Origin of the sequence: Paenibacillus ginsengarvi (assembly GCF_003626695.1) — a bacterium.
GTDB lineage: Bacteria > Bacillota > Bacilli > Paenibacillales > NBRC-103111 > Paenibacillus_AB > Paenibacillus_AB ginsengarvi.
This window is the reverse complement of record NZ_RBAH01000002.1, coordinates 215,700-242,508: the sequence shown is the minus strand read 5'-3', so window position 1 is coordinate 242,508 and position 26,809 is coordinate 215,700. Positions and strand designations below refer to the sequence as shown.

Here is a 26,809-nt window from a genome sequence, read left to right as displayed (position 1 = left end):
GGGTTTAGTTCTTTCATGTCGAGTCAACATGTCAAACTGCTAACGCAAGGCAATATAAATTTCGACTTGTCCGTCATTCGGATCGATCTGTGGATCATAATACTCAAAATCTCCCGTAAATGCCCGTTCATTGCCCGGCTGCCGCGACCATTCCCAAATACGGGACCACGCTCGCTGTACCCCATCTATAATCGGTCCCCGCTCTGTAACGAAAACCGCGTATTTGGCTGCGGGAACGGTAAATGTCCTTATATCCTTCGGCAATTGATCTTGCGATGTTTCCTTGACGCACACCCCGACCATGATCTCATACTGTCCAGCATCGCCTGCTTCATAGTTGTAGTAACAGTTGTAGTAGCCGGGTTGCTGTTGGTATTCTTTTAATTGCTCAACCATGTTGTCTGAATAAAACCGTTCCCAAAGTCCGCCAATTTTCCCCTCCCCCTTTAATTCAGCAGCATTTGTCGTGACGGCACTTATGCCGGCTAACAGGAAAGAGGGACGTTCTTCGACACGGATAGGTTCAAACCGTATCCCCTGTTCCTTTACTGTGTATTCGTCTTGTTTCATCTCGAATCACTCTCCTACGATTATTATGGGTATAGCTTAATACAACTAACCTGACAACTATCTGTCAGGTTGATTTAGCTTCTCTATATTTTTTCGCAATTTGCTCCGCACGATCGGCGATGATTGCCCGCAAATGTGGAGGCTCAAGCACCTCCGCAAGATGGCCCAAGCCGAGAATAAAGCGATACAGCCATTCATTTTCCGGATAGGCCTTCCTTACTAGCCAGTTGCCGTCTTCCTCTGGACAAAGCGCCTCAATACCGAACCATTCCTCCGCCAAATGACGAGCCTCAGCTTGGAATCGCAGGACGAATTCCGTCGTCTGATACGGTTCAGACGGGGGCTGGTCAGAAGTTCGCGTTAGTATTGGAACTTTACGGCGAATAAATGTCTTCCCCTGAACGATCTCCAGATCCTTCATTCGCTTTAGCTTGAAAAGGCGAAATTGCTCTTTCTCCAAGCAATAGGCTTGCAGGTACCATTGCTTTCCTTTCAGGATGAGCCTGTGCGGTTCTACGATCCTATGTGACATTTCACCATCGGCATTGGAATAAACGAATTCTGCTATAAGACAGTGATCAACCGCGTTCTCTAACAGTTCCAGCTTCGGGCGAAGCTGTTCGTTGCCGTCCCAAGGCGAATAGTCAATCAATACTCGACTTGACTTGTGCTGAAACGCTTCGGAATCCGCCGGCGGGACAACGCTGTGGATTTTCTCCACCAACCGCTGATGCGTCTCGTTATCGTAGGAGGCGGAAATGCTTCGAAGCGCTGAGACAATGGCAGCAAGCTCGTCATTCGTCAGCACATTTCGGTCCAAGCGGTAACCTTCAGCCAGTCCAATGCCGCCGTTGGTGCCTTGGTAAGTAATGATAGGGATGCCGGCCCCGTTGATCGTTTCGATGTCTCGATAAATTGTCCGTACGGAAACCTCAAACCGCTCCGCAAGTTCCTTGGCCTGCACCATTCTCCGGTTCAGCAGCAGAATGATGATGGACAGGAGCCTTTCCATTTTCAAGCCTATCCCCTCCACTGTAGTGCGCACGAACGGGCGCCAAACTGAGCACATACTGAAATCATTTGTTCGTATCCATAGTCTAACATTCCCCGTTAACGAAAAGGAACCCCAGCATCGGGTAAAACTCGCTGGGGTTCTTCCTTATTCGCTATGATTGGCAAGCCTTACACGCACATCGACCGCAAGTCTTCGCTTTCGCATTAGAGCCGTATTGCATTTTTATTCGCTCGTGCTGCTTCCAACGCGATAACTCCGAAACCGGCTGTTGACCCGCTCTCGGCTGTAGCGTCCCCCACTCCGCCGGGGAGCTTTCCGATGAACTGACGATCTGCTGCCAGATCTCTTCTATAAGCTCTATAGAGAGCGGGATAATATCTTCGCCAGGTACGGATTGTCGATTAAGATTAGAGGCGATTCGCGTTAGCGCGGCTTCGCAGGCTTGGACGATCTGCTCGCCGTATTCACGCGAAGCTTCTTCCGCATCTGGTCCGACAGCAAGCCTCCCCCCGGCACCTGCAACAGCTTCCAACGATTTTCTCGACATATCGACTAGGTCGGGGCGAATGTGCATCAGAGCTGAAATCTCGTACTTTCCCGCATGATCTCCATCGAATGTTCCTTGAACCAAATCAAAGTCCGTTCCAAACCAAATCCGCATGTTCACGCGTTCCATAAACAGATTTGTTATTTTTTGAAGATCGTGCAGATGAGCTCCGCCATGTCCGGATAATACAATAGCGTGCTGAAAGCCGGCATTATAAAACGCCCGCAGCTGGTACAAGTAAAAATGGTAAAAAATAAAGGAAGGCACGGAAGTCATATGCGGGTTGTTCTCCCCGACATTCTGCTCCAAAAATCTCGCCGAAGGTCCGACTTCGTGGACATGATACCCCATCGTCGGAGCTACGATGCCGCCGGTTGTTGCGGCAGCGCTCTTGCACAAGTGCTCCGCTTTGAACGTATCCAGTCCAAATGCGCTAATTTGCCCATGCGGCTCGCATAATCCTAACGGCAAGTATACAAGAGGACATTGCTGCAACCGGCTTTTGAATTCGGACGGAAAAAGCTCAGCCCATAATACTTTCGGAGTGTCTCCCGGTAACTCTCTCATAAGTGTCTCCTCGCATGGTAGAAGTGCCGAATCCAACGCTCTCGAATCTTGATATGTTCGAACATATCGTCCGGAAGAGGGGCCTTGCGGCTTGCTTCAATGTTCTGCGCGGCATATTCCTTGACCTGCATGGAAGAGATGGCCACCGTTACGCCGGGATGATGAAGCACGAATTTGATCGCCAGTTCGGTCAAGGTTTCTGCATATTGCGGAATATACTGGCGGAGCCGTTCGACTTTCTCCAGATATACATGTCTCGGTAAGCAATCAAAATAGTTATACCGGTAATCTGTATTCGGGAAAACGGTATCTTCCTTCAAGAAACCGGTTAATCCGCCTTCGTCTAAAATAACTCTCGCAATGACTGCTACTTGATGCTCGTGACAGATCGGAACCAAACAATCTAGTGCCACGGAATCGAAAATGTTAATGACCGTCTGAACGGAATCGATAACTCCCGCTCGCACAAGCGGAATCGCGTGATCGTGCCGGTGATCCGGGAGAGAAACACCGATGTACCGAACCTTCCCTTCTTCCTTCAGCCGGAGCAGTTCCTCCATCCAATAATCGGACGAGTCCCACTGCGGCCAGTACACATGCATCTGAATGAGATCGATTGTTTCCATGTCCATCTCTTGAAGCGACTTCTCTACACTGGCGCGAATCGAGCCTGGCGGATAGGTCGTATCGACCGGAGTCGGAAAATGGAAGCCCGCTCCCGGAAGCGAATGAGGAACCGCGGAAGCGGCGGCTTTGGTGGCAATAAACGGCCTCTCCCCCTTCCATTCCTTCAAAGCTTTACCGATAATTTCTTCCGATCGGCCGTATACCCGGGCAGTGTCAATAAAATTCACACCGTTCTCCAAGCTATACAAAATGGATCGAATCATAGCGGAATCATCTTGTTTGCCGAATATGCCGTCCAAACCCATGGCCCCAAAGCCGAGCCTGCTTATTTTTTCATCAGATCGAGCGAATGTGGAAAGCTGCAATGGTTATCCCTCCAAGCTATAGCGTTTAGTTAGTTATAGCATGACGGGCATCGCAATACTTCGCTAACCCGTACAAAAAAGTTGTATTTTTGTTCAAAGCTCGCCGCTGCCTTTACAGAAAGGCGCACACAGAACAACCGCCGCAGCATCAAGGCCACGGCGGTTGTTTTGGCTCAATCGGTTCATCGGAACCGACGCAGGTCGGTCGTTAAACCGAAATCACCTTCGTCTGCATGTTCAATTCCATCACGCTCCTTTCCTGCAGGATACTTTTAGTATACGGGACGGTTAAGTATCCTGCTATGGACCGTTTCGTTATAACGATTTTGGACTACTCCCTGTACTGGATAACGGCTTGTTAGCTTGGTTCTATACTTTATTCTTCTTTACGAAGAGCCACTATGATTCCGTTCTGTTTATATATTACACCTTCGGGAATAACGCCTCTTGGGTTACTTAGAGGATATATGATAGAACCCCTGCCTATTAGAGTACCCGGGTTGATCACGGCATTACATCCGATTTCCACTTCGTCACCGACGATGGCACCGAACTTTCTCAATCCCGTATGAATCGTTTCTTCTGGAGATAATCGAATCGAGATTTCCGTTTTATTCGACTTCATATTAGAAAGTATGACGCCAGCGCCAATATGAGATTTGTATCCCATAATGGAATCGCCAACGTAGTTAAAGTGCGGTACCTTGAATAGTTCTATTACTATAAGAAATTTGCTCATTCCTCTCTATGACCGAACGTTCTTCCCTATTTGGTTGCAACCATACTCATAAAACAGGAAAAACCACGAATTTGATGCTACGCTCGTGATTTTCCTGCTTTATGGTACGAAATGACTCGCACTTTTAAGGTTAAACGATTACCTCTCTCCGATTATCTCGCTTTCTCCTCGGCAATCATTTTGGTCATATCTTCATCGATTTTACGGAAAGCGGTGTTTAGGTCCAGATCCCCTTTCGCCACGTCTGGAACGTACTTGTTGTAAATCGGCTGCGCCTTGGAGTCGTATTTCGTCTTGTCCGGCATAGGCGAAAATTTCCGGCTGACGATGGATTGGAAGTTTTTCCCCTGGTATTTACTCTTCGTGCCGAACGCCTTGAGCACGTTGTCCTTTTGCAAGACCGGAATGACCGCTCGTTCCGACAAGCTGAGCTGCTCCTGCTCGGACAGCATATGCTTAAGCACCTGGAACGCCTCATCCTTGAATTTGCTGGTCGATGTGATGCCGAACAAGGTGGGATAAGGCTGCGGCGCTTTCCCCGTCGCTTCTTTGTACGTCGGATACGTGATCATATCCCAATTCAATGTGGTCATGTCGAGGTTTAAAAACAGGTTGGCCAACCCTTCCGTCATGGCTATGTTTTTGTCCTGCACAAACTGGGTCGGGTTTTTACCGGCGCCGCCCGCCGTCTTGTACGCTTCCACCATATTTTCGAAAATGCTTTTCCATCTCGAATCGGTCAAAATCGTCGCTTTTTCGGTTTTACGGTCCACGTAAGGTACAGATTGCGGGTTCAAGCTGAGATTGTGGGTGATCGAAGTGCCGAGTCCGTAATAGGTCTGCCCGCCGTCCGTCCTGTTCATCCGCTTCGCCAGCTCGATTACCTCATCCCAGGTCATGCCATCTTTCGGGTAAGGGACTCCGAATTTATCGAACAGGTCCTTGTTGTAGTAGAGAGCCGCTGTATTGATCACCAAAGGAAGCGCATACATCTTGCCGTCCGACAAAGCGCGAACCGCGTCGATGGACGATTTCTCGAGCGTGCCCAGATCGAGATTGTGCTTTTTGATCAGATCGCTCATATCATACTCCAGCTTGTACTCCTGCATTTGCTGGATGGTCACGTCGACTGCTTGCCAGAATACGTCGATTTGCTGCCCGGCGGCCATCAGATCAGCCAGCCCAGCTCCTTTGCCGGATTGAATGTATTCGATCGTGTATTCCGGAAATTTCTTGCGCATTGCATCGCCGAACCGTTCATTAAACGCTTCCGGGGTCCAGCCCGACGTCGAATAAAAAACAAGCTTAACCGGCCCTTTGCTTGGAGTCGTTTCAACGCCGGAGGCGCTGTCAGTCCCCGCGCTGCCGCCTTCCTTGCCGATGCTTGCCGTACTTCCGCATGCGGCCAAGAGCAGCGCCATTAGACCGCCGATTGTCCATACCATACATTTCCTTGCTGTTGCGACTTTCTCAGCTTCATAAACCTTCAACAAGAAACCCTCCTAATTGTATTCTATTGATCGGCCGTTCCATCTCATCATACAATCGCGGCGGCGGCGCGAACATTCAATAAATCCGCAATGTACCTACACTTTTTTGCATAAGTCGGTATGCATGGAAAAACCCGATGCGACCTGCACCGGGTTTTCGCTACGATCTTTTTTCATCACAAAAAATAGCTCTGATTCACGGTTTCCTCCGTTTTATGCCGGGAGCCGTAACGGACGAAGTGTTGGTAGTGCGCCTTGTACAACTGGCCGTTTCGGGACGGCGAGTACGTTAAGTAAAGCTGCGTCCGGCTGTAGTCGGCCGTATTCGGACCGCTACGGTGCGGGGTTAACGAATGAAACAGAATGAGGTCGCCTGGTTCGGTTTCGACCAGATTGCCTGTGGTCAAATCGATTTGCGCGATTTCTTCGGCGTTGAAGTTGCGCAGCTCCCCGGGCGTGGATCGGAACCGGTCGTGATAACCGGGAAACAGCTCCAGCCCGCCGTTAGCTCGCGATGCTCCGTCGACCGCCACCATCACCGAGATGAGTCCTTCGAACGGAAATCCTTGCCAGAACGCCGCATCCTGATGCATCGTATAACCGCTAACTCCGGGAAGTTTGAAAATAAGCTTGTCTTTGAACAACAGCGGCTCGTCGAGATAAATATCGCGCAGCGGCGTCAAAATTCGTTCATCCTTAGCCAGCTCGTCAAAAACCGGGGAGATGTCAACCAGCGGGTCGAACTTCTCAATCGTACTCAAGTCGCCATTTTTGCGGAAGCCGACCCGCACGTTGAGCGGATTAATGATCCGTTCGTCAAGATGGAGCAGCCGGTTCGTCTCCGCCTTCCACAATAACGTCTCTTCCCGGGAAAATACCCCTCGCAGCACCAAATAGCCATTTTGTTTGAATGCGTCCAATTCCGCATACGTTAACGTGTTCCTCATTCCACTCGCTCCTTCACTTTTTTGTTTAGCTTCCATTTCATATCCGTATCGTATATCTTTATGGATATCAAGAACATGCATTGCTTTACTATTTTGCTTACACTTTTTTGCAAAGTGGGGGGACGCGCATGCACCATGCGAACATTATCGCGATCGAAACGAAACTGATCGCCCTATCCTATTCCCGGGACCGAACCAGCTTCCTGCTGCCGGAGGAAACGTACGAAGGCTGGGTATTGCTCGCCGGTGAAAAGGGTGTGTTCCGGTACACCGTTGCCGACGAATCGGGGGAAGTAAAAGTCGGAGAGGCCGTACTTTGTCCACCGGGAACCCTGCTTCAACGCGAAATGCTAGAGAAGCTGGATTTCCATTACATGCATTTTCGGCTAGATGCCCGGTCGTCCGAAGGGCCTGTCGAATTTCCGTATTTCGGAAAAATCGTCTTCCGCGATACGTCCCGCCTGCTGTCCACTCTGGCCGTACTGCGCGCAGCACGCAGCAACGTATCGATGCAATATTCGGAGCATCTGGTCAGTGACATTTTGTACCAGCTCATCGGGGAACGCGCGGCGCGGCGCAAAGAAATGAAGCCACGGGATGCCGCCATCGACGAAGCCGCACGATACATCAACGAACGGGCTTGCCAGAGCATCTCGATGCAATCGGTCGCTTCGCTCGTCGGACTGAGCCATTCCCAATTCACCCGCAAATTTCAAAAAGAACTGGGCGTCTCGCCGGTCAAATATTTGACGGGAATCCGGCTGCATAAGGTCAGACAAATGCTGGTAGAAACCGATGAATCGCTCGAGAGCATCGCCGAGTTGTGCGGGTACCAGAACGCCTTTTATTTGAGCCGCGTCTTCTCGAAGGAAATGGGCATGAATCCGTCCTTCTACCGCAGCACTCATCAGGTGTGAGGGGTTAGACATACGAAAAGAACCGTCAGGGAAAGTCCCCGACGGTTCTTTTCTACACGAGACGCAAAACAAACTTGCTTACAGGACGTGGTTTGCCTGTCTCCCGATGAACAATGGTAACCGATCGCGTGACCGGCTGCCGTAACTTTCTTAACCAAGAAAAGCTACACTTACACAGGGTCATTCATCGTGTAAAAGGCTTCGATTAGAAGCTTTTCTTATTGCTTTTGCAAGATTCGTTGAATAATCGCTGCCGCTTCCGCCCGAGTCGAGATCCCCTGCGGAACGAATGCACCCGCTTCGCGACCTTGGATCAATTGGAACGACGCCGCTGCCCTCACATATTCTACAGCCCAGGGCGCCACAGCCGATTCATCGCTGAAGGCGGATGCCAAGCTACCGTCCAGCTTCACACCCTTTTGGATCGCGTAAGCGCGCATCATCATGGCAACCATCTCTTGTCGTGTAATACTACCGTTCGGATCAAAGACGGTGTCGCTTTTTCCATTAGCTATTCCCGTTTGAACGGCAATCGAAATCGGCTGTTCGTACCATGAGCCTTTCGCTACGTCGGCAAAGGTATGCGGTCCCGGCGGATTCGTCAGCTTCATAGCTTTCACAAGCAAAGAAGTAAACTCTGCGCGCGTGATCGCACGGTCCGGTTCAAACGTAGAGCTGCTTGTTCCTGAAATAACATGTTTCGCGGTCAGCCCTTCAATGACATCGATGGCCCAATGAGAAGCGGAAACATCGGCATACGATTTTTTGTACTCCAGTACTGCATATTTACTGAAATGGTGAAGGCTGACGGATAATACACCGCCACGAATGTCCCCGCCGATATACGTAAGTGAGCTATCGTCAGCAATGAAGTATACGCCGGCCAGGTTCGGGTTCGCAGCCGAGTCCACGTTGAGATGCAGTGTGATCGGTTCGCTGAATTCCGACAAACCGGTTTTTTCTCCGTTTTTGCCTACAAAGGACAATCCAAAATCGATGACTGCACCGAAAAGCTTGATGGAAGCTTGCTCGGAAGACTGGAGTAAACCGATCAGCTTCTCGGACTCCGACTGCGGCAGAACGTCCATTTTCAACTCGATCATGCCGTTCTCTAAAGTCTCCTTCGACAAATTGCCGACTAATTGCTTCAACAAATCGGGCGGAATGTTTAGCTTGAACTGGTCTGTTACGATGGCCAACTGATTTTGCCCGAGGGCTTCAAGCGCCTGGGCCGCCGGCAGCGCAATTTGATTGGCGTTTGGCGGAATCGCAACCTCAACTTTTCCATTAACAGCAGCCTTTTGAAGCTCGTTGCTGCCTACTATATGCTTTTGTTCCTGGATAGCATTTCCGCTGCCAGTGCCGGCTGGCGGCGTGATGGAGCCATTATTCCCACTGTTGCCGGCTGGCGGTGTTGTAGAACCATTTTCTCCATCGTTGCCCGCCCCCGGCGTAGTGGAGCCGTTATCTCCTCCGTGGTCCGCCCCCGGCGTAGTGGAGCCGTTATCTCCTCCGTTGCCCGTCCCCGGTGTAGTGGAGCCGTTATCTCCGCCACCGCTACCGTTGCCTCCAGTTCCAGGAGACGGGTTCTCCGGTGACTTCTCCAGTTGAGCGATAGCAGCTTCAGCCGTTATCAGCACGGATAGATTCGTAATATCCGTATCTAACGCGCCTTTACTTATCGCTTCAGCCACTGCCGCGCGGGCGGCTACTACCGACGGTTTGTCCGCCAATGTAATGACGGCAGGCAGATCTGCTATTGCAGCCTTCGCTTTTTCGATCGCTTGTTCAAGCGGTGTTGGTGTTGGCGTGGACCGGTGATTGATTTTGTATTCCAGCTTGGATTTGCCGTCTTTGGCCGTTACGCGGATGATCGTTTGTTTCGAATCCTGAATCGTTTCTTTCGAAATCGTTGCTAACGCCTCAGTCGCCATTGCCTGAATATTGGCATTCGCAGGTATCGCAGCCGTATACTCCAGTACTCCCGGAGAGAAACCCTCCAGCACAGTTCCATTTACAGTTATAGCGGCCAAAGTCGCATCGGTTTCCGGCACAGCAATACGGGACAAGGAAACGCCTGCATCCGGCGCGTAAAAAATCGAACCGTCTATGCCGATCGTCATGCTGTTCAGGAAATCATTCACAATAATTTTGTACTTCAGCGTCTCCGGGTCAACCGCTATAATTTTCCGGGACAGCGTCGTATAAAGCATACCGTCCGGCGCCCATCTAAGATGGAACGGCATCCATTTGCTAGTGCTGTACGTGCTCGGTTGAATCATCTTGCTCTTAACGATCTGTTTTGTTTGGACGTCCATGGCAAAAATCGTACCGTCTACCGCTCCCCACAGCAATCCGTCCGGTCCGAACGAAAGCTCTCCGATCATACGAGGAGCCTCGTCGATGCCGGGAATGTTCAGCGTGATTTCGTCGATCTTTCTTTCATTTGCAACATCCCAGACAAAAATTTTGGCTTGCGGTTCGGAAGGTTCGATTCCAAGTCCGCCCCAAACGGTCGTACCGCCGTACAAAAGCCCATCCTTATAAGCTAATCCGATAATGCTTTGATTTTTTACAACTTGTTCATGATTGTACTGCTTCCATGTATCGGTTGCTTCATCATAGATGGCCAGAGCCCCGCCCAGGAAGCCATAATCCGGCACCGTTCCGACAAAAAGCTTGTTATCCCCGGAAGTGATCGCGAAAGGGCGGTCCTGATGGGAAACTTTGTACTCGTACTTCGGGTTTTTATTCAGCAAGACGGGCTCAGCCGGATCATAGCTGTACATAATCGCAGATACATACGTGCCGTAATAGACCTTATTATTCATAAATCCGATGCCTTCCGGCTGTGCGAATGAAGACACGTTTACATCGATTTTGTTCGTGAACGGATTATAGATACTCATCCCGCGCTGGTAGCCGCCAAAGTACAAGCGCCCGTCGAAGCCGCGCTCAATGCCCTGGATTCGAACCGGCTGCGGTTCGATCGCCAGCTCCACGAACGAAAGCCAGTGATCCGTCGGATCGTACAGCATATATTCGCCATATTGAGTGACCATAGCGAGTACGGTTTTTCCGGCTTTTTCGCCGCTTTTTAATTGGATCCATGTCATGTCTTTGACACGGGTCGTATCGGGGAGCGGCACCGTGAGCGGAATTTCGGTAGATTTTTTCGTGCTAATATTGTATTTATACAGCTTCGACACATCTTTATAGTAAATCTCGTCGGTATTGCCCGGATTCGGCTCCGAAATCATATTGCTATAGGTAAAGCTGGCATCGATCGTGTTTGTTTCCAGATCCCAAACAACCATGTTCACCGTGCTTACGGAAACAAACAGCTTGTTCTTGACTTTGAATACGTCGGCAATCGTATTGGTAACGCCCGTATGTCCGGGAATGACGATTTCCGTTTTTTCGCCGGTTACGCGATCCACCTTGAACAATTGAACCGTCGTTCCAAGCCCCGCGTAGATGTACTGCTCATCAACAGCTATTCCCCGCACATATTGCTGCCCGGATTTTACTGTGCCATAGTTGCGGAATTGCTTCGTCGCTATATCGTACTCGAACAACTTGCCGTGCGTATCCGGGTTGTAGGTACCTCCGTAAATTTTACCGTCGATTTCTTCAATATCCCACACCCAATTGTCCGCGGTATTGTAGCCGAGTGCTTCTACCTTCTTTTCGGCCGGCACATACCGGTACAAGTTGCCGTCGCCCGTTGCGGCAAAATAGACGTTTTTATCGGATCCGACGGTCATGGCCCAGGTTGCTTCTGTTTTGGGAATATCCTGTTTGAATTTGAGCGCTCCTGTTTCGGCATCCAAAGCATAAAAGGTGCCCGGCAAACCATTTGTTACAAAATAAACTTCGTTCTCGCCTTTGGCATTCGTTTGAATCGCTCCCGATTGCCCAAGGTTAACATTGACCATGGGTCCAAGATTCACTGGCGCTTCATATTCGCGGTTCAAGGGCTCCTCCGGTGGTATGACGTCTAGGGAAATATCATCGAAATAGGCTTCCGTCAAGCTTGGGTCGCCGGAATACAAAGCCGCCTTGGCATAAGCCGTCCCGGCTGGCACGGTGCTGCTGATACGCATTTCAGTCCATTTGTTAGTTCCCAAGGTCACACTGCCAAACAACTCTTGTTTTACGCTAATCGGATCCCCGGCCGTATTGTAAAAGCGAATTTCCGGGACGATATTATGCGTTTGATTGATGACGTATACGTTCGATTTCAACATGACGGACGCGCCTGGAGTAACCGATACGCCACTGCTGATCACCCTTAATCCTGCGGTTGTGGAAGTATCCTTGAAGTGCAGGCTTTTTAGTCCGCTGCGTACAATGTTGCTATCCAGTCCGATCTCCCCGCTTGTACCTGCGGCTATACTCCAGCCTGGAATATTGCTGTTATCCAGCGCGGCTTCAAAGCCCGGATTAACGATAGAAGCGGCGGGTCCCTGTTCCTGTGGAGGAGTCGTGAAAGGTACGACCGTTATATTCGCGTCGTCTACGTACACTTTAGTGAGGCTGGGAAAGCCGGAATATAGCCCTACTTTGACATAAGCTGTATTCGCGGGAGCTTTCGCGCTGACGGTAAGCTTGTGCCATGATCCAATAGGAACGGCGGTATTGCCGTAATTCACGAAAGCGTTCGGCGTGATTTCCGCGCCGGCAGCCGTATAGTAATGAATAACCGGCTGAATACCGTGCGATTGATCGGCGGCAGCCACTTTGTATACGTATACATCGAAGGTCACCGTATCGCCGGCCGACGCTTTAATGGAGTTGCTCAGCATTCGAAAGGCGCCGTTAGGCGAGGTGCCGCTTACTTTGTCTTGAAACAGTAAACTGCTCGCTCCTGATCTTGCCTGCGTACTGCTGAGTTCAATGCTGCCGTACGTTGCAGTTGTTGCATCAACGGTCCAGCCCGGAATAGCTCCGTTCACCAGGGTGCCTTCAAATCCGGGATTGGCCAGCGTGAGTGTCGGTTCCGATGGTACAGGCTGCGGATTAGCCGAAACAATCGTTAGCTTTGCGTCGTCGAGATATATTTTTGTCAGGCTAGGGAACCGGAGTACACGCCTACCTTGATGTAAGCGGTATTTGCAGGCGCTTTTGCATTAACGGTAATGTTGTACCAGCTTCCGACTGGCACAGTAGTATTGCCATAATTCAGGAAAGCGTTCGGCGTGATTTCCACGCCTGCAGCCGTGTAGTAATGAATAACCGGCTGAACGCCAGCCGTTTGATCCGCGGCTGCGCCTTTGTACACATAAACATCAAAGGTCACCGTATCGCCGGCCGATGCCGCAACGGAGTTGCTTAACAGTCGAAAGGCGCCGTTAGGCGAGGTGCCGCTTACTTTGTCTTGAAACAGCAAGCTGCTCGATCCTGATCTTGCCCGCGCGCTGCTAATTTCAATGCTACCGTTCGCTGCTGTAGACGCATCGACAGTCCAGCCCGGAATAGCTCCGTTCCCCAAATTCATTTCAAAGCCGGGATTCATGAGTCCGCTAACAATCGGGCTGCCCGCCCCATCGACAGCCGCAGAAGCAGAAGGCAGGGGAATCATTCCGAACACGAGCGAGATACAGAGTAAAAAGGCAAGTATACGTGTTTTAGATTTCTTCGTCACTCGGATCACCTCTTATTGATTTCGTTGGGAGCGCTCCCATTAAAAGCGAAAAATGAACTTACAAGACGCAATGCCATGCCATGGAACCGCGGCGCAAAAAGACAAATCCATCCGTCTTCATAATCGATTCAAGTTGATGCCCGGAATCGATCATCACCTCCCTTAAGCCTCTCGGGTCATTCCGGCTACTGTTCCGCCCATTTGCGGGAGAGTGTTTCAGCACTCTCGATGATATGCTCCCCGAATCGCAATGCCTCGCTGCCTGGGGTTATACGGAACTGTTGCACCAGCTTGCGGATGCTTTCCTTCAGATCTTTTAACATAACGACAATTTGCTCTCTGCGCTCCTCGGTCGTATTAGCTTTTTCCGGGTCGACAACCCTTGCCGGGAATAACGGGATATTCCAGTATGTGATCTGTCCCAGTCTCGCTTCCAGCTCCTTGAATAAAGCTTGGACGGCCTCCCGCTCTCCTTCCGGATAATAGGCGTAATAATCCCGGGTTATCCCCTCCAAGTCGTCGCTCCATAAGGCGCGGCAGAATACATAGCTGTTGAAGCTGTGCGCCCATTTCCACGGATAGGGGTCCGGCCCCCTGTACGGCACAACCAAATTGACGATCCCATGGACATGAAGCTTTTCGTAAAAAGCGATATCTGCCACAATCCGGCTAGGCATAAACGGAAACAGCTGCGTAAGCATAAAGTGATCGCTGTAATACTCAAATATCGTCAGCTCGCGCTTCGTTCTTCGAATAGCGTTATTCCAGTCCAGTAAAGCTTGCTTCGCCCTCCTGTCCATATCATGCGGACTATCGTCATACCCGTACCGGTAATCCCGCCCCCAATAGGCCAGAAGTGTATCAACATCGCGGGACGCCTCTGTATCGTTTCGCTCCAACATGCTCCAGGACAGCCCCGCATTGTAGGCAATATGTTCGACGCGTACCGGCAATCCCGCCTGATGAAGGCAATTTGCGAGCTTTTCCGTAAACTGAAGATAGGAGCCCAGGAAGCTGCCTTCCTCCTTGGCGGCAATATCCTCCGGCCATAAAGAAACCAGGTTCAAATTCGGTACGTTCCGGCAGTAAGCCGCGATATCGTTTAGCAGAAGCTCCTGCAATTCGGGGTCCCTGAAGTTGACTTGCGCTTTTGCCGTATACGGATGATCTGCGGCTTGATTCGCATATCGCTCCATTCCTCTTTTCAAAAAGAACATGAGGCTGTGGCCGCCGAGCGTAACGGAAATACCGCGTTTTGCAATTTCCGGGGCGATTTCCCCGCCAACTTGATCCCATAAGGAAAATGTAAAAAAGAGTTCGTTGATTTTATTTTTGCCGAACCAATCGATCATCGATTTCAGATAGTCCGGCTCATTAATCGTTTCAAATACGAAGCCTCTGCGTTCCATTCTCGGCGAATAGAACCGGTGTCGTCTCAGTTCTGTCCCTGTTCCCGGCGTGCCCGGGATACGCTTTTCTTGAAAGGAATCCGCTTGGGCAACGGTCGGCTCCTGAACGGGATAAATCCAGTGAAAGCCCCATTCCTCCTGAGCGTACTGGTACACGGCATATAGCGCGGCTCTTTCCGATCTCCCGGAAAGCAGCAGTTCCTCCTCGGTCTCGATAAGGACAAAGTCATCCGAAAAACGGCCTTCTCCGTTCACCGCCGTTTGTAATAATCCCGGCTTGTAATGGTCCAGATCTCCCCAGGTTCCGATCCAGACCCGCTCCGGGGCGGCGTCACGCCGGATCTCCTTATGATTCCTGCTCTTCTCCAGCAGCCTGTTCCATTCCGCGCCTGCAAACGCCAAAACCGGATGCTCTCTCGAAAGTGCAGATAAGCTCATGTAGAACGCACTCCTTCCCCCGTTCCCAGTTCAGCTCCGCCTTGCAGCAATAACGCTTGCAATTCGCGGATAGGCACGTCGATCGCAGCGCAGCCATCCCGAGCCGCCAGCGCCGCCGCTATTCCCGCCGCCTGACCGGTCGCCATACAGCTCGGGGTTAGCCGGGTTGTCGCCTGCGCTTCGTGCGTCGTGGAGATACATCTTCCAGCAAGCAGCAGATTCGAAATGTGCAGAGGCACGATACTGCGGTAAGGAATGTCGTAGGCGCCGCCCTCGCGGATGAAATTAGCCGTAACGCCCTTGCCTTCCGGGTTATGAATGTCGATCGGATAGCCGCTTCTTGCAATCACGTCATCGAATCTTCTTCCGTCCAGCACATCCTCGCCTTGCAGCACATAGTTCCCAATAATTCGGCGGGTCTCCCGGACGCCGATTTGCGTGCCGACAGCCGATACTTTTGCCTGCTCGAAGCCGGGAATATGCTCCTGGAAAAAGCGTTCCAGCACAAGCACCTGTTTGCGCCCTTCGATTTCCGCCTTCGTCAAGTCTTCGATCTTCGTCGGATCAAGCCCCGAAACACGGGATACGTTGATCAGCACCTCATCGTCGTTCGGTCCAGCGAAGAACAGGACGCCTTCCCGCTCGATCGGCAGATCGGCCTCCTGCCACTTGCTGTAGAAGCCCATCACGCCGGTCAGCGGCAGCTCATCCAACTCCGCAATCATCGATTGTTTGTAAAATTGCTCTGGGTTCATCTGCATGTAGCGCTTCACCTTATCCAGCTCTACGCCTCTCATGCGGAACTTCATCGTCATAGGCTGAACTTTGTTGTCGGTATTCCCCTGTTCCCAGGGAGCGCCGGCCATATAGGCCACATCGCCGTCGCCTGTCGCATCGATAAACACCTTGGCCCTGAGCTCCGTTGTCCCGCCTTTGTGCTGCAGCATTACGCTGCTGATCCGGTCCCCCTCCGTGTTAACGCCCGTGACGGACGAATGCAGCAGCACATCCGCGCCTGCCTCCTGCAGCATTTCTTGCGCTACTACCTTATAAACCTCCGGATGATACGGAGTCAGCGTATGAACGAATCCAATCGTATCCCGAAGATGCCCGGGCGACGCTCCCAGCGCCATTAACCGCTCTACGATTTCCTGCGCGATGCCGCGAATGACCTGCTCTCCTGCCGCGGAATGAAAAGTCATCCACGGATAAACAAGCGCGATGGTGGACATTCCCCCGAGAAATCCATAACGTTCGATGAGAATCGTCTTGGCGCCGTTCCTTGCAGCGCTGACCGCTGCCGCGACCCCTGCCGGCCCACCGCCGAGTATTGCCGTATCGTATTGCAGCTGTTTTTCGTTCAATTGGCCTTTGTCAGTCCTCTCTGATAATTTGGAGCGCTCCCATAAACGCGCAAAAAAGAAACGGGCCAAGCCCAACACGCTATCCCGTTTCGTCTGTTTACCCGTTCAGCACCGCATGGTTACGTACTGCCCCGTACGATCAATTCATTTTTGATGAAAACGTCTTTGGACTCATTCTCGCCCAGCTCGCCGCGCAGCATATCCAGCAATAGCCTGATCGCCTCCCGGCCTAACCCCAGCTTATCTTGATGCACCGTTGTGAGCGGCGGCGAAACATACGGCGCGGCCTGAATATCGTCATAACCAACGACAGCAACATCCTGAGGAAGCCGGAAACCATGCGCCAAGAGCGATTCCATCGCGCCGAAGGCCATCAAATCGTTAGCGGCAAATACCCCGTCGAAGCGGATATTTCTCTCGATCAGCAGCTTCATCTGCAGACGCGCTGCCGCCTGGTCTGCCAATCCGTCGATAATAAGCGAGGGATCGACGTGGGTGCCCGCCTCTGCCAGCGCCTGATAATAACCGGCGAAGCGTTCGTTTTCATGGTAGGTATGGAGAAGTCCCTGTATGTATACAATGTTCCTTCTCCCCCGCTCCAGCAGATGCTTCGTCGCCTGATACGCACCGTCCCGGTAATTGGATGTTACGCAAGCGAGAGGCAGATGGTCGTAGCTTCTCTTCCCCACAAGTACATACGGAATTTGCTGCTGGCGATAAAAGAGCAGATATTCCTGCTGAATATGTTCGCCCATAATGATAAGACCGTCTACTTTTTGTCTTAAGGCGATTTGCTTCCAATAGTCCCGGTCCGAATCCATCCGGTTGGCAAATAAGACCAGATCGTAGCCGTCGGCGGCGGATGCTATCTGTAAGCCCTGCAGCACTTCATAGAAAATATGGTGAGACAGGAAATTCGGATTTTGTCCGAATACCATCACGCCGATATTGCCGGTTTTGCCGCCGGCAAGACTTCTCGCTTGAGGATGGGGCACATAACCGGTTTGCTTTATAAGGCTCAGAACCTTGTCCCGCACTTCCGGCTTCACGCCAGGCTGATCGTTGACTACGCGCGACACGGTTCCTCTCGAGACGCCTGCAAGCTTTGCAATCGATTCCAACGTATGCTTCATAAACCACCTGTATCGTTCCGAAAGGAACTTCGCTTTATGGGAGCGCTCCAAAACTTAATCTGTTCCTATTATGTTGGAATCGGTTATAAAAGTCAAACACAACCGACCAAATTTCCAACTTTCTGAATCGGTACACTGAAAATGATTAACACTCGCCGGCTTAGGGATAGCTTTCCAAATGAAGAGGGCCCTCTCTAAGGAGAGGGCGCCCTGATCGATTCGATGCTTACTGCCGCGGAGCCATGTTGTTGTAGATGTTCGTCGCGATAACCTTGCCCTTGCCGACATCATCGGTCGTGAAGCCGGATACGATGTTGCCGACCTTGAACTCCTTCTGCAGCAACTCCTCCGACGGCGTGGCGGCCGTTGGTCCGTCGATGCCCATCTTCGTCTCCGGTGTTACCGTGACCCAGAGACTGCCGACCTTGAAGCTCTTGCCGTCCGCACTCACCTCGGAAATGACACCGTCGATATTGACCGCCACCTTGCCCATGCTCGGAGGCTTCGCCGCCGCGGTATCCGCGGGCTGGGTCGAAGGCGTCGTCGCCGGAGCGTTATGATTCAACGCGAGAATGCCCACCGCGAGCACTGCACACGCCGCGATGCCGGCCGTCCACCCCGTTACTTTTCTCTTTTTCACCAACTCCATGTGCATCCGCTCCTTATGATTCATCAATTTTATATAGGTTGCATCTTGGAAATCTTCGCTGGTCTTCAAATGGGACATCGCGGACTTATAAACAGACTTCTTCATCCTCTATGCCTCCAATCTTCTCCTTTAGGAGCGCGCGCCCTCTTGCCAGCCATGTCCCCACCGTGGCGGGTTTGGCCTCAAGGATCGTTGCGATCTCCTGGATGGAATATCCTTCGTAATAGTGCAGATGGATCGGAATCCGATACTTCTTGTCCAAGGCTAGAACGGCCTGCAGAACGTCGCTTTCTTCCTTGGGGAGGTAGCTCAGGTCTTCGGGAACCGGGTTGCGGTTTCGGAACCACCCGGCCTTCAACATATTTTTGCTCTTATTAATGGTCGTTCGAATTAGCCACGCTTTTTCGTGTTCGCCGTTTTCGAATACGGGGCGCTTCTTCAAATACGCTAGGAAGACGTCCTGCGCTACTTCTTCCGCGTCCGCCGTATTCTTCAAGTAGGCGAAGGCAATCTTGATCAAGCTTAGCGAATAAAGATCCAAGGCCCGTCGCACAGATTCATTGAGCTCAAATGAATTGTACACCTCAGCACCTCCTTTCACTTTTAATACAACCAGGCGCTCGATTATTTTTCATTGAAGCGACTATTTTTTAGAAAATAACCTCATCTTGGCTCTAGACGAGCCGAAACCCGCAAAAGAATGCAGCTTTCAGGCAGTAAAAAATCCCACCTCTTGAAGAGGAGGGATGTCTGCAGGTTTCCCGAACAGCTACCGACGCGACTTTCTACATATTGCCATATCGTCCAGTGACATGCGTTTACGGTTAAAGCTGCGAGAATCGAATCGCCACCGAGTCTTTGCTCAACACATCGAATCGATACCCCTGCTCCTTTAAGTTTTGGATAATTTCCGGAAGCGCTTCGACGGTCGTATTCTTTTTGTCCATGTCATGAAACAATACGATAATGTTCGGTTTCCCCAATGCTCCTTGCCGTACGGCTTCAACGATTTCTTCCCGTTTTTGTACGCTTAGCGCCGCGTCGGTAGAGCTAACGTTCCAGTCGAAATAAGAAACATGATCTTTTCCCATAGCGGCGATCACGTCTGACATGATTCGGGCACCTCCGTACTTCCGAGCCTGGCGGTTGTTGGAACCGCCGGGAAAACGCAAAATTTCCGGACGCCTCCCCGTCGATTGTTCCAAAAGCTCATCCAGCTTCTCGACATCTCGTTTAAAGCCTGCAACGGATTTGTATACTACCGAGTAGTCATGAGTATACGTATGGTTACCGATCACATGACCGTTTTCCGCTATTTTCCGGTAAAGCATCCGCCCTTTCTGAGAAGGATCGCCAATTACGAAAAAGGTCGCCTTAACGTTGAATCTACGTAAAATGTCAATAATAGGTTCCGTATTTTCAGATGGCCCGTCATCAAATGTAAGATACGCGGTTTTGGACGTTGCTGCTGCCCCGTTCGGATTCGGATCGGCCAATGTCGCTGGTTCTCGTGGAGGTTCGCTTGCTGTTGTCGTTTTGCCGGACAACTCTTTGCCGGAAGCGGGTGCATTTTGAACATTATTGAGGGATAGAGCGTTAGGACCGGTCTGCAACGATCCCGGTAAAGCACTCTGCTCCGATTGCGACTTTATAGGCATTGAAGAAACCGGCGGCCCAGAATCTAGTATTTGTCCGCACCCGCATGTCGACATCAAAATAACGATAACTGTGAGGGAAATCCATGGTGTCCGCTTCAAACCGATCTGCCCCTTATTAACAAGTTATCAGTATTATGGTTCAATCCAAATGCCAAGTATTTGTGCCAAATATTACTTGGATGGTTAAGTCCGTATGATCTCAACTATTGAACTCGCTAAGATCCACCTCTGACGGCATCCGTGCGAGCGAAAATACGACAAAAAGACACGTACCTCAACGGCCGTGTCTTTGTCTTCCTTGGTTTGCTCCATCTGCCCCGATGAATGCCCGGAGGCTATTTCATTTCTTGGAGGCGCTGTAATCGTTGAAATAGTGCACTCCGTCATGAGCGGTATCACCCGGTTTTGTTCTTCGATTGGTGCTGAACCAGAGTTTATCCCCACCCGCGATTCCGACGCCCTCTATCTCAAAAAGGTCAGGGTATGCAGCGGAAGTAACGCGGAATGACAGATTATTATCAGCATTTATTGTACCCGAGGCAGTGGATATATTACGATAAACAAGTACAATGCTGATGTTTTTATATGTCAATGGAACATATATTGTATCGTTATAATAACCGAATCCTTGGAAAGCATACGAGGTGATGTTAGGTACGGTACTGCCGTTGACCCGAGCATCTTCAATATTTAGGTTAAAGCCGTTGGTTACATGAATTGTACCGCTGTTTGCTGTCAGTGGGAGTGAGCCCCTGTATAGGGTTCGTCCGGATTTAAAGAGAAAGTTTATGTTTTTAGCGTCTTTGCTTGTAATTTTCACACCCGACATGGACTTGTTTACATCCTTGTATTTAATCGTATAGTTACCTACTTTGTAATATTTCGTTCCTACATACTTCAGTTTCACGAGACTCATACTGCCGGCGTTCATAGTGACGACGAACATATAATAATTTCCGTCGATTGTGCTGAGCACCACATCGTTGGCATGGCCCAGGTAGGTAGCATAAGATGTCCCATTATCACCGTTTGTCATAAGTGTAGTGGTTCCGTCGCTCATTTTGGTACGATAAATGACTGCCTTGGTGTTGTCACTGTTAACTTTTACGGAATAGGTGTAGGTAGATCCCACTGCAAATCCCTGTGCGGCGTAAGCATTATTTGCATTGTCGAGCGTTGCTACGGTAGTGTAGGTGTTGTGATATGCTGCATTGGCCGTGAGGGGTATCAATATCATTATGCAGAGGAGAAAGGCTACAACTAGAGTAAAACGTTTCATCGTTCCCATTTTTCTTGTAAACATGCTCTTCATACTCTATACCTCCTTTAAAATAAGTGTTTATAGCAGGTAAGTAATGGTTCTTACAATTGTGCAGTAATATATATTTAACCAGAATCCGTTCGTGATCAATCAGTAAATTAGGCCTAAAAGTCACATGGGAACTTGAACGGTTTCTTCGTTACGGCGTGAGCTCGGTTCAAGAGGGGATACTTCATCATAACCATAAATGATTTCGTCGTATTTTCACCGGTTGAGAACATAAATTCTTGTCCAGATACAGCAAAGGATACAGTTTCTTGTCTAGAGCTGAGGACAAGAATCTATATCCTTCATAAATCATCTGATTTTGAACGACAATACTACTTTCTTGCGATAAATAGATAAAGCCGATTAGTCATTCCGTCGGATACATCGTTACATAATCGAGCGAGTAGATGCCTGTAAACCTGGACGCTCTGAACCGGAAATGGTCAATATTCACGATCGAAGGGCTGCTGTCATAAAACGGGATGCCCTCCACCCGATATATGCCCGTTTGTTTATCCAGCGTTCCCGGAGGATCCACATAACCCGCATAACTTTTGAACGCGTCGGCCTGCACCGTGATTCCGTATGTCCGTGCCGTGAAGTCGATATTGAAACGGACGGTCATCCACTGATCGGGCGGCTGGATATAGCCGCTTGCCGACGGGAAACGGATCGACTTGGTCGTTCCGTTTACGATCTGCTGGTATCCGAACGTGCCGTCGGAGAAGCCGATGAATTGCGCCGCTATTTTGCCGTTCCCCAAGATGTCGATCTGGTAGTTGCCCACATTGTGCTGAAGCCGGGAAAATTTCGTCCGCGTCTCGACTGTGACTTTGCCGTTCATGGGCGCATGCTGCCTTATAACAACCGGGCTAGTCGCATACTCGTTGGAAGTCGAATAATAGTTATCCGTCAGCTTCATAGTGTTACCGCCATTCGGCAGCGGCACGATCGATACGATTGTTCCGTCACTTCTGGTGTACGTCCAGCCGCCGCCGTCCGTAGCTTCGCCTATTGCCCAGTCATCGAACGAATCGTAGAAGGCGGCACTTGTTACGGGTAGCATTACCGTAATCGAGGGACCGTCCGTAGACGTGTTTCCTGCCGCATCGCTTGCTTCTACCTTGAACGTATACGTTCCGCCCGGCTGCAGACCGGTCGCGTCGTAGGTCGTTCCGGTGACGGTCGAAGCCAACGAGCCAGAAACGCCGCTGCGATAAACGGAATAAGTGACCACGTTCCCGGAATTATCGGCCGCCTGGTCCCACTCGAGCCTTACGGCGTTTGGAAACAGACGTGCCGCTCGCAGAGAGGCGGCCGCTCCCCATGTCGGAGGAGTCGTATCATCCAGCATAACGGGCAGCGGGCTCGACTCGGGCGATCGGTTGTCGCTCGTATCTACGGCCCTGATCGTAAACGTATACGATTGGCCCGCAGCGAGTCCCGTTATCGTCGCGGTATGGGTCCCGGCAGGCACCACCGATCGGGAAGCTCCATTCGCGTAGATGACGTACTCCCTGATGTCAGCATTATCGCTGGAAGCATCCCAAGCAAGCGTAGCGGAATCGTCCGTTTGAGATACCAGCCGGAGGTTGCCCGGCGTCGTCGGCACCTGTTCGTCGTCCTTCACTTCAATGAGAGCGATCCAATCCAGGTTCATACCTCCGCGGCCATTCCACATCGTCAGCTCGACCGGTCCCGGAGTCAGAGTCTTCCCGGTCCGGATTCGCAGCCCGCGCCAATGTTCCGGAACAGTCCCATAATCCGCCGTGGTCGGCGCTTCGAAGTAGTAGGCCTCATCTCCGAGCATAGCATAACGCGCCGTCTGTGTTCCTGCCGGCAAATCCCAGCCGGCAACATACTTAAGAGCGATGTCGTACGTTCCGGCTTTCGGAATCGCGAAATTCCATTTTACCCACTGTCCGGTCTGATCCCAGTCTCCCATACCCATTCCGCCGGACAGGAAAGGACGCGTTGTGTAGCGGCTTGGCGTCTTGCCGCCCGATCCGGCGAAAGCTTCCGCCTCTTGCCACAGCATGGACAGGGTCGCTCTCTTGTCATCCGGATTTTGCCATAATACTGTGTCCGAAGCGCTGCCGGAGCCGACCCGTTTCAGCTTCAGCGGCGATATGGCGCCGCGCACGATAACCGGGGAGTCGGCGTCAAGAAACAAGCTTTGGTTCCGGCCGTATTTCTCAAACGTTAGTCCGTTCGGGGCCGCTACGATATCGTAAAAGCCCGCTTCGTTAGTCAGCTTGCCCCAGGCTACACTAACGCCTTCGATATCGCTGTATGCCTGCATAGTGACCGAGCTTTGCGCCCCGTCGATCTCGATAGGCAGAACCACTGAACCGAGCGGCTGCGGGAAAGGGGCTTCGTTCAGCTTGAACGCCCGGTATCCTTTCTCCAGTTGAAACGTAAGCGTGCTTCCTTGTGTCTGCCAATGCACACCTCGAAGTCCTACTGCTTCCGCGACCGGACCGCCCTGCGGAATATCCAGCCCGCTTTCTTGTTCCCGCACTCTTGAAACAGCGGGAGCGTGCAGCGCAACCTGGGTGCCCGTTGGGGTGGAGACGGACAGCACGTTATCGCCGTAAGCGATCGTTGCAGGCTGGGCGCTATCGATGATGGTGACGCCGTCCTGAACCGCCTTCGTTCCGTCGACCAGGAGCAAGGAGCTTCCTTTGACCGCCAAAGCCGCTCCATTGAAACGGATGCTGCCTGCATCAATTTCCCCGCCATCCGTCATCCGTACATATACGACAGTACCGTCCTCGAACGTAAGCAACATGTAGTCGCCGTAATTTTCGCTTTGGACATTGTGCGGGGTGCCTTCTCGCCTGTAGGCTTCCATGGTGGCGACGATGGTCGCGGCATTCGTTCTGTCCGTAATGAACGCGGCGTGCATCTGCTCTTCGCCAGCATAAGCGCCTGTCGGTTTGACCTCGGTGCCGTTCATACTTAAATATTTCGTTTCATAGGTCGTCCGCAGCTGCTGCGGGGAATGGAAATCGACCTGCAGAGCGGCATTTCCCTTGAAAATCGTTGCGCCGGACTGATCCGCCTTCAGCTCCAGGTAATCTTCCGCGTGCAGGCGCCATTCAAACTCAGAGCCGCCCGGCTTATCGGTCTTCAGCTTGTCGATCACGAGGAACGTCGAGGGACGAATATACAAAATGTGCCGCTGCGCTTGCGACAGCCCGCCTTGATAAGCAGCGGCGGCGTCCCCGCTTACCGCGTCGAATCCAGGATGCGTCGCAAAGCCGAAAATGCGTCCGTCGGCGTCGATGTTGTCAATCGGCTGCCCCCGCTTCCCGTCGTACGTGATCGCATTGGAGGCGAACGTTTGCTTCCCGTACCCAAGATCGTGTACGCTTCCGTAGAAATCGTAATAGCCGCCCTCAATCGCAAGCGACTCCCCGAAAGCATTGATAACAAAGCTGTTCTGATCCGCGTGGCTGTGATTATAGCTTCCATACGGGCTGGATTTGAAATACAGGGATATCCGGTCCGGATCGTACAGCTCCGAATGCATGGCGACAAGCCCTATATCCTTGAACCACCTCGCTCTCGGCAAATCGGCCGGCGGTCTGGAAGCGAGACCAGGATCCCCGTAAAAATAATTGAACAGCTCCGGCCGCGGCGATGCTCCGATCGCCCCAGCTTCCCATTTCAGCCTCGGATCGCCGTTTACTTGTGACAGCCGGTTCAGCATGCTGACACTTGTAGGGCCGGGAGCGTATTCGCTGTCGTCGCCGAATATGCCTTTCGGGCTGCCGTGCGGGAAGGCATACAGCGGATAGAGCCCTTCATTGCGGGAGTAGGCTTTACTGTATAGATTGAACCCGCTGGAGCTGAGCAGCACATCCATAAATTCTTTACCGAACATCGAAGACCATTGCCAATATCCGGTGCCCTGCGACCAGCCGCCGTCCTCCCCGCCCCAGGGAGGCATAATATTGATGTAGGCCGGCACCGTTTGACGATACCAGTCTTCGGCCTCGGGGATGTCATGAAGCAGAGAGGTAGCGATAATGCCGATATATCCAAATGCAGTCCAGCCGTGCGAATTATATGGATATTTCTGAATCGGATACGCCTGCACAATATCCCGCATCATCGTTTCCGTGCGAGTCATGATCATACTGCGCACTTGCTGTTTCTCGCTTTCCGACAGCAGATCGTACAGCCAGTCATACGCCATAGCCGAGCAGTAAGTGATGTAACGATGCGCCTGATCGTGCACTTCATAGCCGGTTGCCCCGTTCGGATTCCAGGACGCGATGCCGAGCAGCCGGGCTTTCGCATGCTGGCCGATCTCCGGCGATCCGGTCAAGAGGTAAATAAAGGCCGCATCCAGCATCTTGTTGACCGCTGCATTGGACTGGGTGAGAAGCGCCTGCTGGGCTTTCACATAGGCGGGGTCGTTCTTCGGATACGTTGGCGGGTAAGGGAACGTCGGCTCCGCAGGCAGCGGATTGTTCAGGTTAGCCATCACCGAGGTCCGTTTCGTTTCATACACCGTACTGCCTACCGTCTGAGCCAGCCCTTTAAATTCCGCCAGAGTAGCTTGTGTCGTCCATACGCGAGGATGCGTCAAAGGGATACCTGCCATAATCGAGTCGATCGGCGGAACGGGAAAAGGTACATTTTGCGGGTCGATGCGGAAGGACCGGATATCGCTCCAGGCCGACCAGCCCGTATCCGGGATGTGGAAGCGAACATGCCAATACCACGTCCCTGCATCAAACACATGAGGGAAATTATAAAAATTGACCGTCAGCGCTTGCTGTTCATATACCACTTCCGTAACCGCTGGATCGCGGCTCAGTTGCAAGTGGTAGCTGTCCGCCCCGGATATGTAAGGCCAGCTGAAGTCGGGCGGATTTTGGGTGGTAGCGAGCGAGTCTGCGGGCCGGAACGGCATGTTCAACCCGTGCAAGACCGATGCCGGCCATCCGGCATCCGCAGCTCTAACAACAGGATTCAGGGCCATCGTGTTCACCAGCCCGAATACTAATGAGAACGACAGCAGCGCGCTCAAACGTTGGATGAGCTTTTTGCCGATAATCATAGATACATCTCCTTGGATTCGTAATGAGGAGGAATGTCATCGCTATCGGGCTCCTTTCCTGGCATCTGGTTGCCATCATACTGGATAAAAATTGGATATAAGCGCTTACATAGCCTCCTTTACTGGGTAGATCAAGACGACCGCTTGCTGCGTTGACCTGCGGAGCAGACATCTTGTTTTAATGAATCTAATACGCAACTAATACTTATAAGTTCAACTTGAATATATTTTAAAAGCTAGTTATTGTAAATAACCAATACAATTTTTATCAATAGCGACTATTTCACTAAATGGTGTATGTTTCATCCGAATTATTGATTTGCATCTAATTTGTATTTCTCCAT

18 protein-coding genes are annotated in these 26,809 nt (G+C 51.4%); 1 reads left to right on the top strand and 17 read right to left on the bottom strand.

Annotation, left to right across the window (positions count from 1 at the left end; all coding sequences use genetic code 11):
- Nucleotides 1-39: 39 nt before the first annotated feature.
- The 7 genes from D7M11_RS04245 to D7M11_RS04215 all read right to left on the bottom strand — a co-directional run bounded on the left by D7M11_RS04245 (nucleotide 40) and on the right by D7M11_RS04215 (nucleotide 6,867).
- Nucleotides 40-570, bottom strand: coding sequence for a GyrI-like domain-containing protein (locus tag D7M11_RS04245; RefSeq protein ID WP_120745920.1), 531 nt, complete (start codon nucleotides 568-570; stop codon nucleotides 40-42).
- Between the two features lie 64 nt (nucleotides 571-634).
- Nucleotides 635-1,582: a helix-turn-helix transcriptional regulator gene (locus D7M11_RS04240; protein ID WP_338042473.1), complete on the bottom strand. Its 948-nt coding sequence runs from the start codon at nucleotides 1,580-1,582 to the stop codon at nucleotides 635-637.
- A gap of 154 nt (nucleotides 1,583-1,736) precedes the next feature.
- Nucleotides 1,737-2,699 carry a creatininase family protein gene (locus D7M11_RS04235; RefSeq protein WP_120745918.1) on the bottom strand — a complete coding sequence of 321 codons (963 nt, stop codon included), beginning with the start codon at nucleotides 2,697-2,699 and terminating at the stop codon, nucleotides 1,737-1,739.
- Nucleotides 2,696-3,691, bottom strand: coding sequence for an aldo/keto reductase (locus D7M11_RS04230; RefSeq protein ID WP_120745917.1), 996 nt, complete (start codon nucleotides 3,689-3,691; stop codon nucleotides 2,696-2,698). Before D7M11_RS04230 ends, D7M11_RS04235 begins: the two co-directional genes overlap by 4 nt.
- Before the next feature lie 376 nt (nucleotides 3,692-4,067).
- Complete coding sequence (locus D7M11_RS04225) at nucleotides 4,068-4,430, bottom strand: LbetaH domain-containing protein (protein WP_120745916.1); 363 nt, start codon at nucleotides 4,428-4,430, stop codon at nucleotides 4,068-4,070.
- Nucleotides 4,431-4,582: 152 nt separating this feature from the next.
- The gene (locus tag D7M11_RS04220) at nucleotides 4,583-5,875 is read right to left on the bottom strand and encodes an ABC transporter substrate-binding protein (RefSeq protein WP_193556103.1); all 1,293 of its coding nucleotides are present in this window, start codon (nucleotides 5,873-5,875) and stop codon (nucleotides 4,583-4,585) included.
- 221 nt (nucleotides 5,876-6,096) lie between these two features.
- Nucleotides 6,097-6,867: a phytanoyl-CoA dioxygenase family protein gene (locus tag D7M11_RS04215; protein ID WP_158606419.1), complete on the bottom strand. Its 771-nt coding sequence runs from the start codon at nucleotides 6,865-6,867 to the stop codon at nucleotides 6,097-6,099.
- A gap of 128 nt (nucleotides 6,868-6,995) precedes the next feature.
- Here D7M11_RS04215 and D7M11_RS04210 point away from each other — a divergent pair, with 128 nt between their 5' ends.
- Nucleotides 6,996-7,784: a helix-turn-helix domain-containing protein gene (locus tag D7M11_RS04210; RefSeq protein WP_120745913.1), complete on the top strand. Its 789-nt coding sequence runs from the start codon at nucleotides 6,996-6,998 to the stop codon at nucleotides 7,782-7,784.
- 218 nt (nucleotides 7,785-8,002) lie between these two features.
- On the opposite strand, the gene D7M11_RS04205 is transcribed toward D7M11_RS04210, so the two are convergent.
- From D7M11_RS04205 to D7M11_RS04160, 10 genes are all read right to left on the bottom strand, one after another.
- Nucleotides 8,003-12,742: an S-layer homology domain-containing protein gene (locus D7M11_RS04205; RefSeq protein ID WP_120745912.1), complete on the bottom strand. Its 4,740-nt coding sequence runs from the start codon at nucleotides 12,740-12,742 to the stop codon at nucleotides 8,003-8,005.
- A gap of 110 nt (nucleotides 12,743-12,852) precedes the next feature.
- Nucleotides 12,853-13,431, bottom strand: coding sequence for a hypothetical protein (locus tag D7M11_RS04200; RefSeq protein WP_120745911.1), 579 nt, complete (start codon nucleotides 13,429-13,431; stop codon nucleotides 12,853-12,855).
- 185 nt (nucleotides 13,432-13,616) lie between these two features.
- Nucleotides 13,617-15,278, bottom strand: a complete 1,662-nt coding sequence (locus tag D7M11_RS04195) for a hypothetical protein (RefSeq protein WP_120745910.1) — start codon at nucleotides 15,276-15,278, stop codon at nucleotides 13,617-13,619.
- A complete protein-coding gene (locus D7M11_RS04190; protein WP_120745909.1) occupies nucleotides 15,275-16,642 on the bottom strand; it encodes an FAD-dependent oxidoreductase in 1,368 nt (455 codons plus the stop codon). Before D7M11_RS04190 ends, D7M11_RS04195 begins: the two co-directional genes overlap by 4 nt.
- A gap of 119 nt (nucleotides 16,643-16,761) precedes the next feature.
- On the bottom strand, nucleotides 16,762-17,775 hold the full coding sequence (locus tag D7M11_RS04185) for a LacI family DNA-binding transcriptional regulator (protein WP_120745908.1): 1,014 nt from the start codon (nucleotides 17,773-17,775) through the stop codon (nucleotides 16,762-16,764).
- Nucleotides 17,776-18,001: 226 nt separating this feature from the next.
- Nucleotides 18,002-18,529 carry a hypothetical protein gene (locus D7M11_RS04180; RefSeq protein WP_120745907.1) on the bottom strand — a complete coding sequence of 176 codons (528 nt, stop codon included), beginning with the start codon at nucleotides 18,527-18,529 and terminating at the stop codon, nucleotides 18,002-18,004.
- The gene (locus tag D7M11_RS04175; RefSeq protein ID WP_120745906.1) at nucleotides 18,510-19,007 is read right to left on the bottom strand and encodes an RNA polymerase sigma factor; all 498 of its coding nucleotides are present in this window, start codon (nucleotides 19,005-19,007) and stop codon (nucleotides 18,510-18,512) included. Before D7M11_RS04175 ends, D7M11_RS04180 begins: the two co-directional genes overlap by 20 nt.
- A gap of 241 nt (nucleotides 19,008-19,248) precedes the next feature.
- Entirely contained in the window at nucleotides 19,249-20,181 is a 933-nt protein-coding gene (locus D7M11_RS04170; protein WP_120745905.1) for a polysaccharide deacetylase family protein, read from the bottom strand.
- A 241-nt stretch (nucleotides 20,182-20,422) separates the two neighbouring features.
- Entirely contained in the window at nucleotides 20,423-21,394 is a 972-nt protein-coding gene (locus D7M11_RS04165) for a hypothetical protein (RefSeq protein ID WP_120745904.1), read from the bottom strand.
- Between the two features lie 364 nt (nucleotides 21,395-21,758).
- Nucleotides 21,759-26,465, bottom strand: coding sequence for a DUF4962 domain-containing protein (locus tag D7M11_RS04160; protein WP_120745903.1), 4,707 nt, complete (start codon nucleotides 26,463-26,465; stop codon nucleotides 21,759-21,761).
- Nucleotides 26,466-26,809: the final 344 nt, after the last annotated feature.

What these genes read in the sequence shown, in the direction of transcription:
- D7M11_RS04245 (WP_120745920.1), bottom strand. Translation starts at nt 570, where the DNA reads ATGAAACAAGACGAATACACAGTAAAGGAACAGGGGATACGGTTTGAA.
- D7M11_RS04240 (WP_338042473.1), bottom strand. Translation starts at nt 1,582, where the DNA reads ATGGAAAGGCTCCTGTCCATCATCATTCTGCTGCTGAACCGGAGAATG.
- D7M11_RS04235 (WP_120745918.1), bottom strand. Translation starts at nt 2,699, where the DNA reads ATGAGAGAGTTACCGGGAGACACTCCGAAAGTATTATGGGCTGAGCTT.
- D7M11_RS04225 (WP_120745916.1), bottom strand. Translation starts at nt 4,430, where the DNA reads ATGAGCAAATTTCTTATAGTAATAGAACTATTCAAGGTACCGCACTTT.
- D7M11_RS04220 (WP_193556103.1), bottom strand. Translation starts at nt 5,875, where the DNA reads ATGGTATGGACAATCGGCGGTCTAATGGCGCTGCTCTTGGCCGCATGC.
- D7M11_RS04215 (WP_158606419.1), bottom strand. Translation starts at nt 6,867, where the DNA reads ATGAGGAACACGTTAACGTATGCGGAATTGGACGCATTCAAACAAAAT.
- D7M11_RS04210 (WP_120745913.1), top strand. Translation starts at nt 6,996, where the DNA reads ATGCACCATGCGAACATTATCGCGATCGAAACGAAACTGATCGCCCTA.
- D7M11_RS04195 (WP_120745910.1), bottom strand. Translation starts at nt 15,278, where the DNA reads ATGAGCTTATCTGCACTTTCGAGAGAGCATCCGGTTTTGGCGTTTGCA.
- D7M11_RS04185 (WP_120745908.1), bottom strand. Translation starts at nt 17,775, where the DNA reads ATGAAGCATACGTTGGAATCGATTGCAAAGCTTGCAGGCGTCTCGAGA.
- D7M11_RS04180 (WP_120745907.1), bottom strand. Translation starts at nt 18,529, where the DNA reads ATGAAGAAGTCTGTTTATAAGTCCGCGATGTCCCATTTGAAGACCAGC.
- D7M11_RS04165 (WP_120745904.1), bottom strand. Translation starts at nt 21,394, where the DNA reads ATGAAGAGCATGTTTACAAGAAAAATGGGAACGATGAAACGTTTTACT.
- D7M11_RS04160 (WP_120745903.1), bottom strand. Translation starts at nt 26,465, where the DNA reads ATGATTATCGGCAAAAAGCTCATCCAACGTTTGAGCGCGCTGCTGTCG.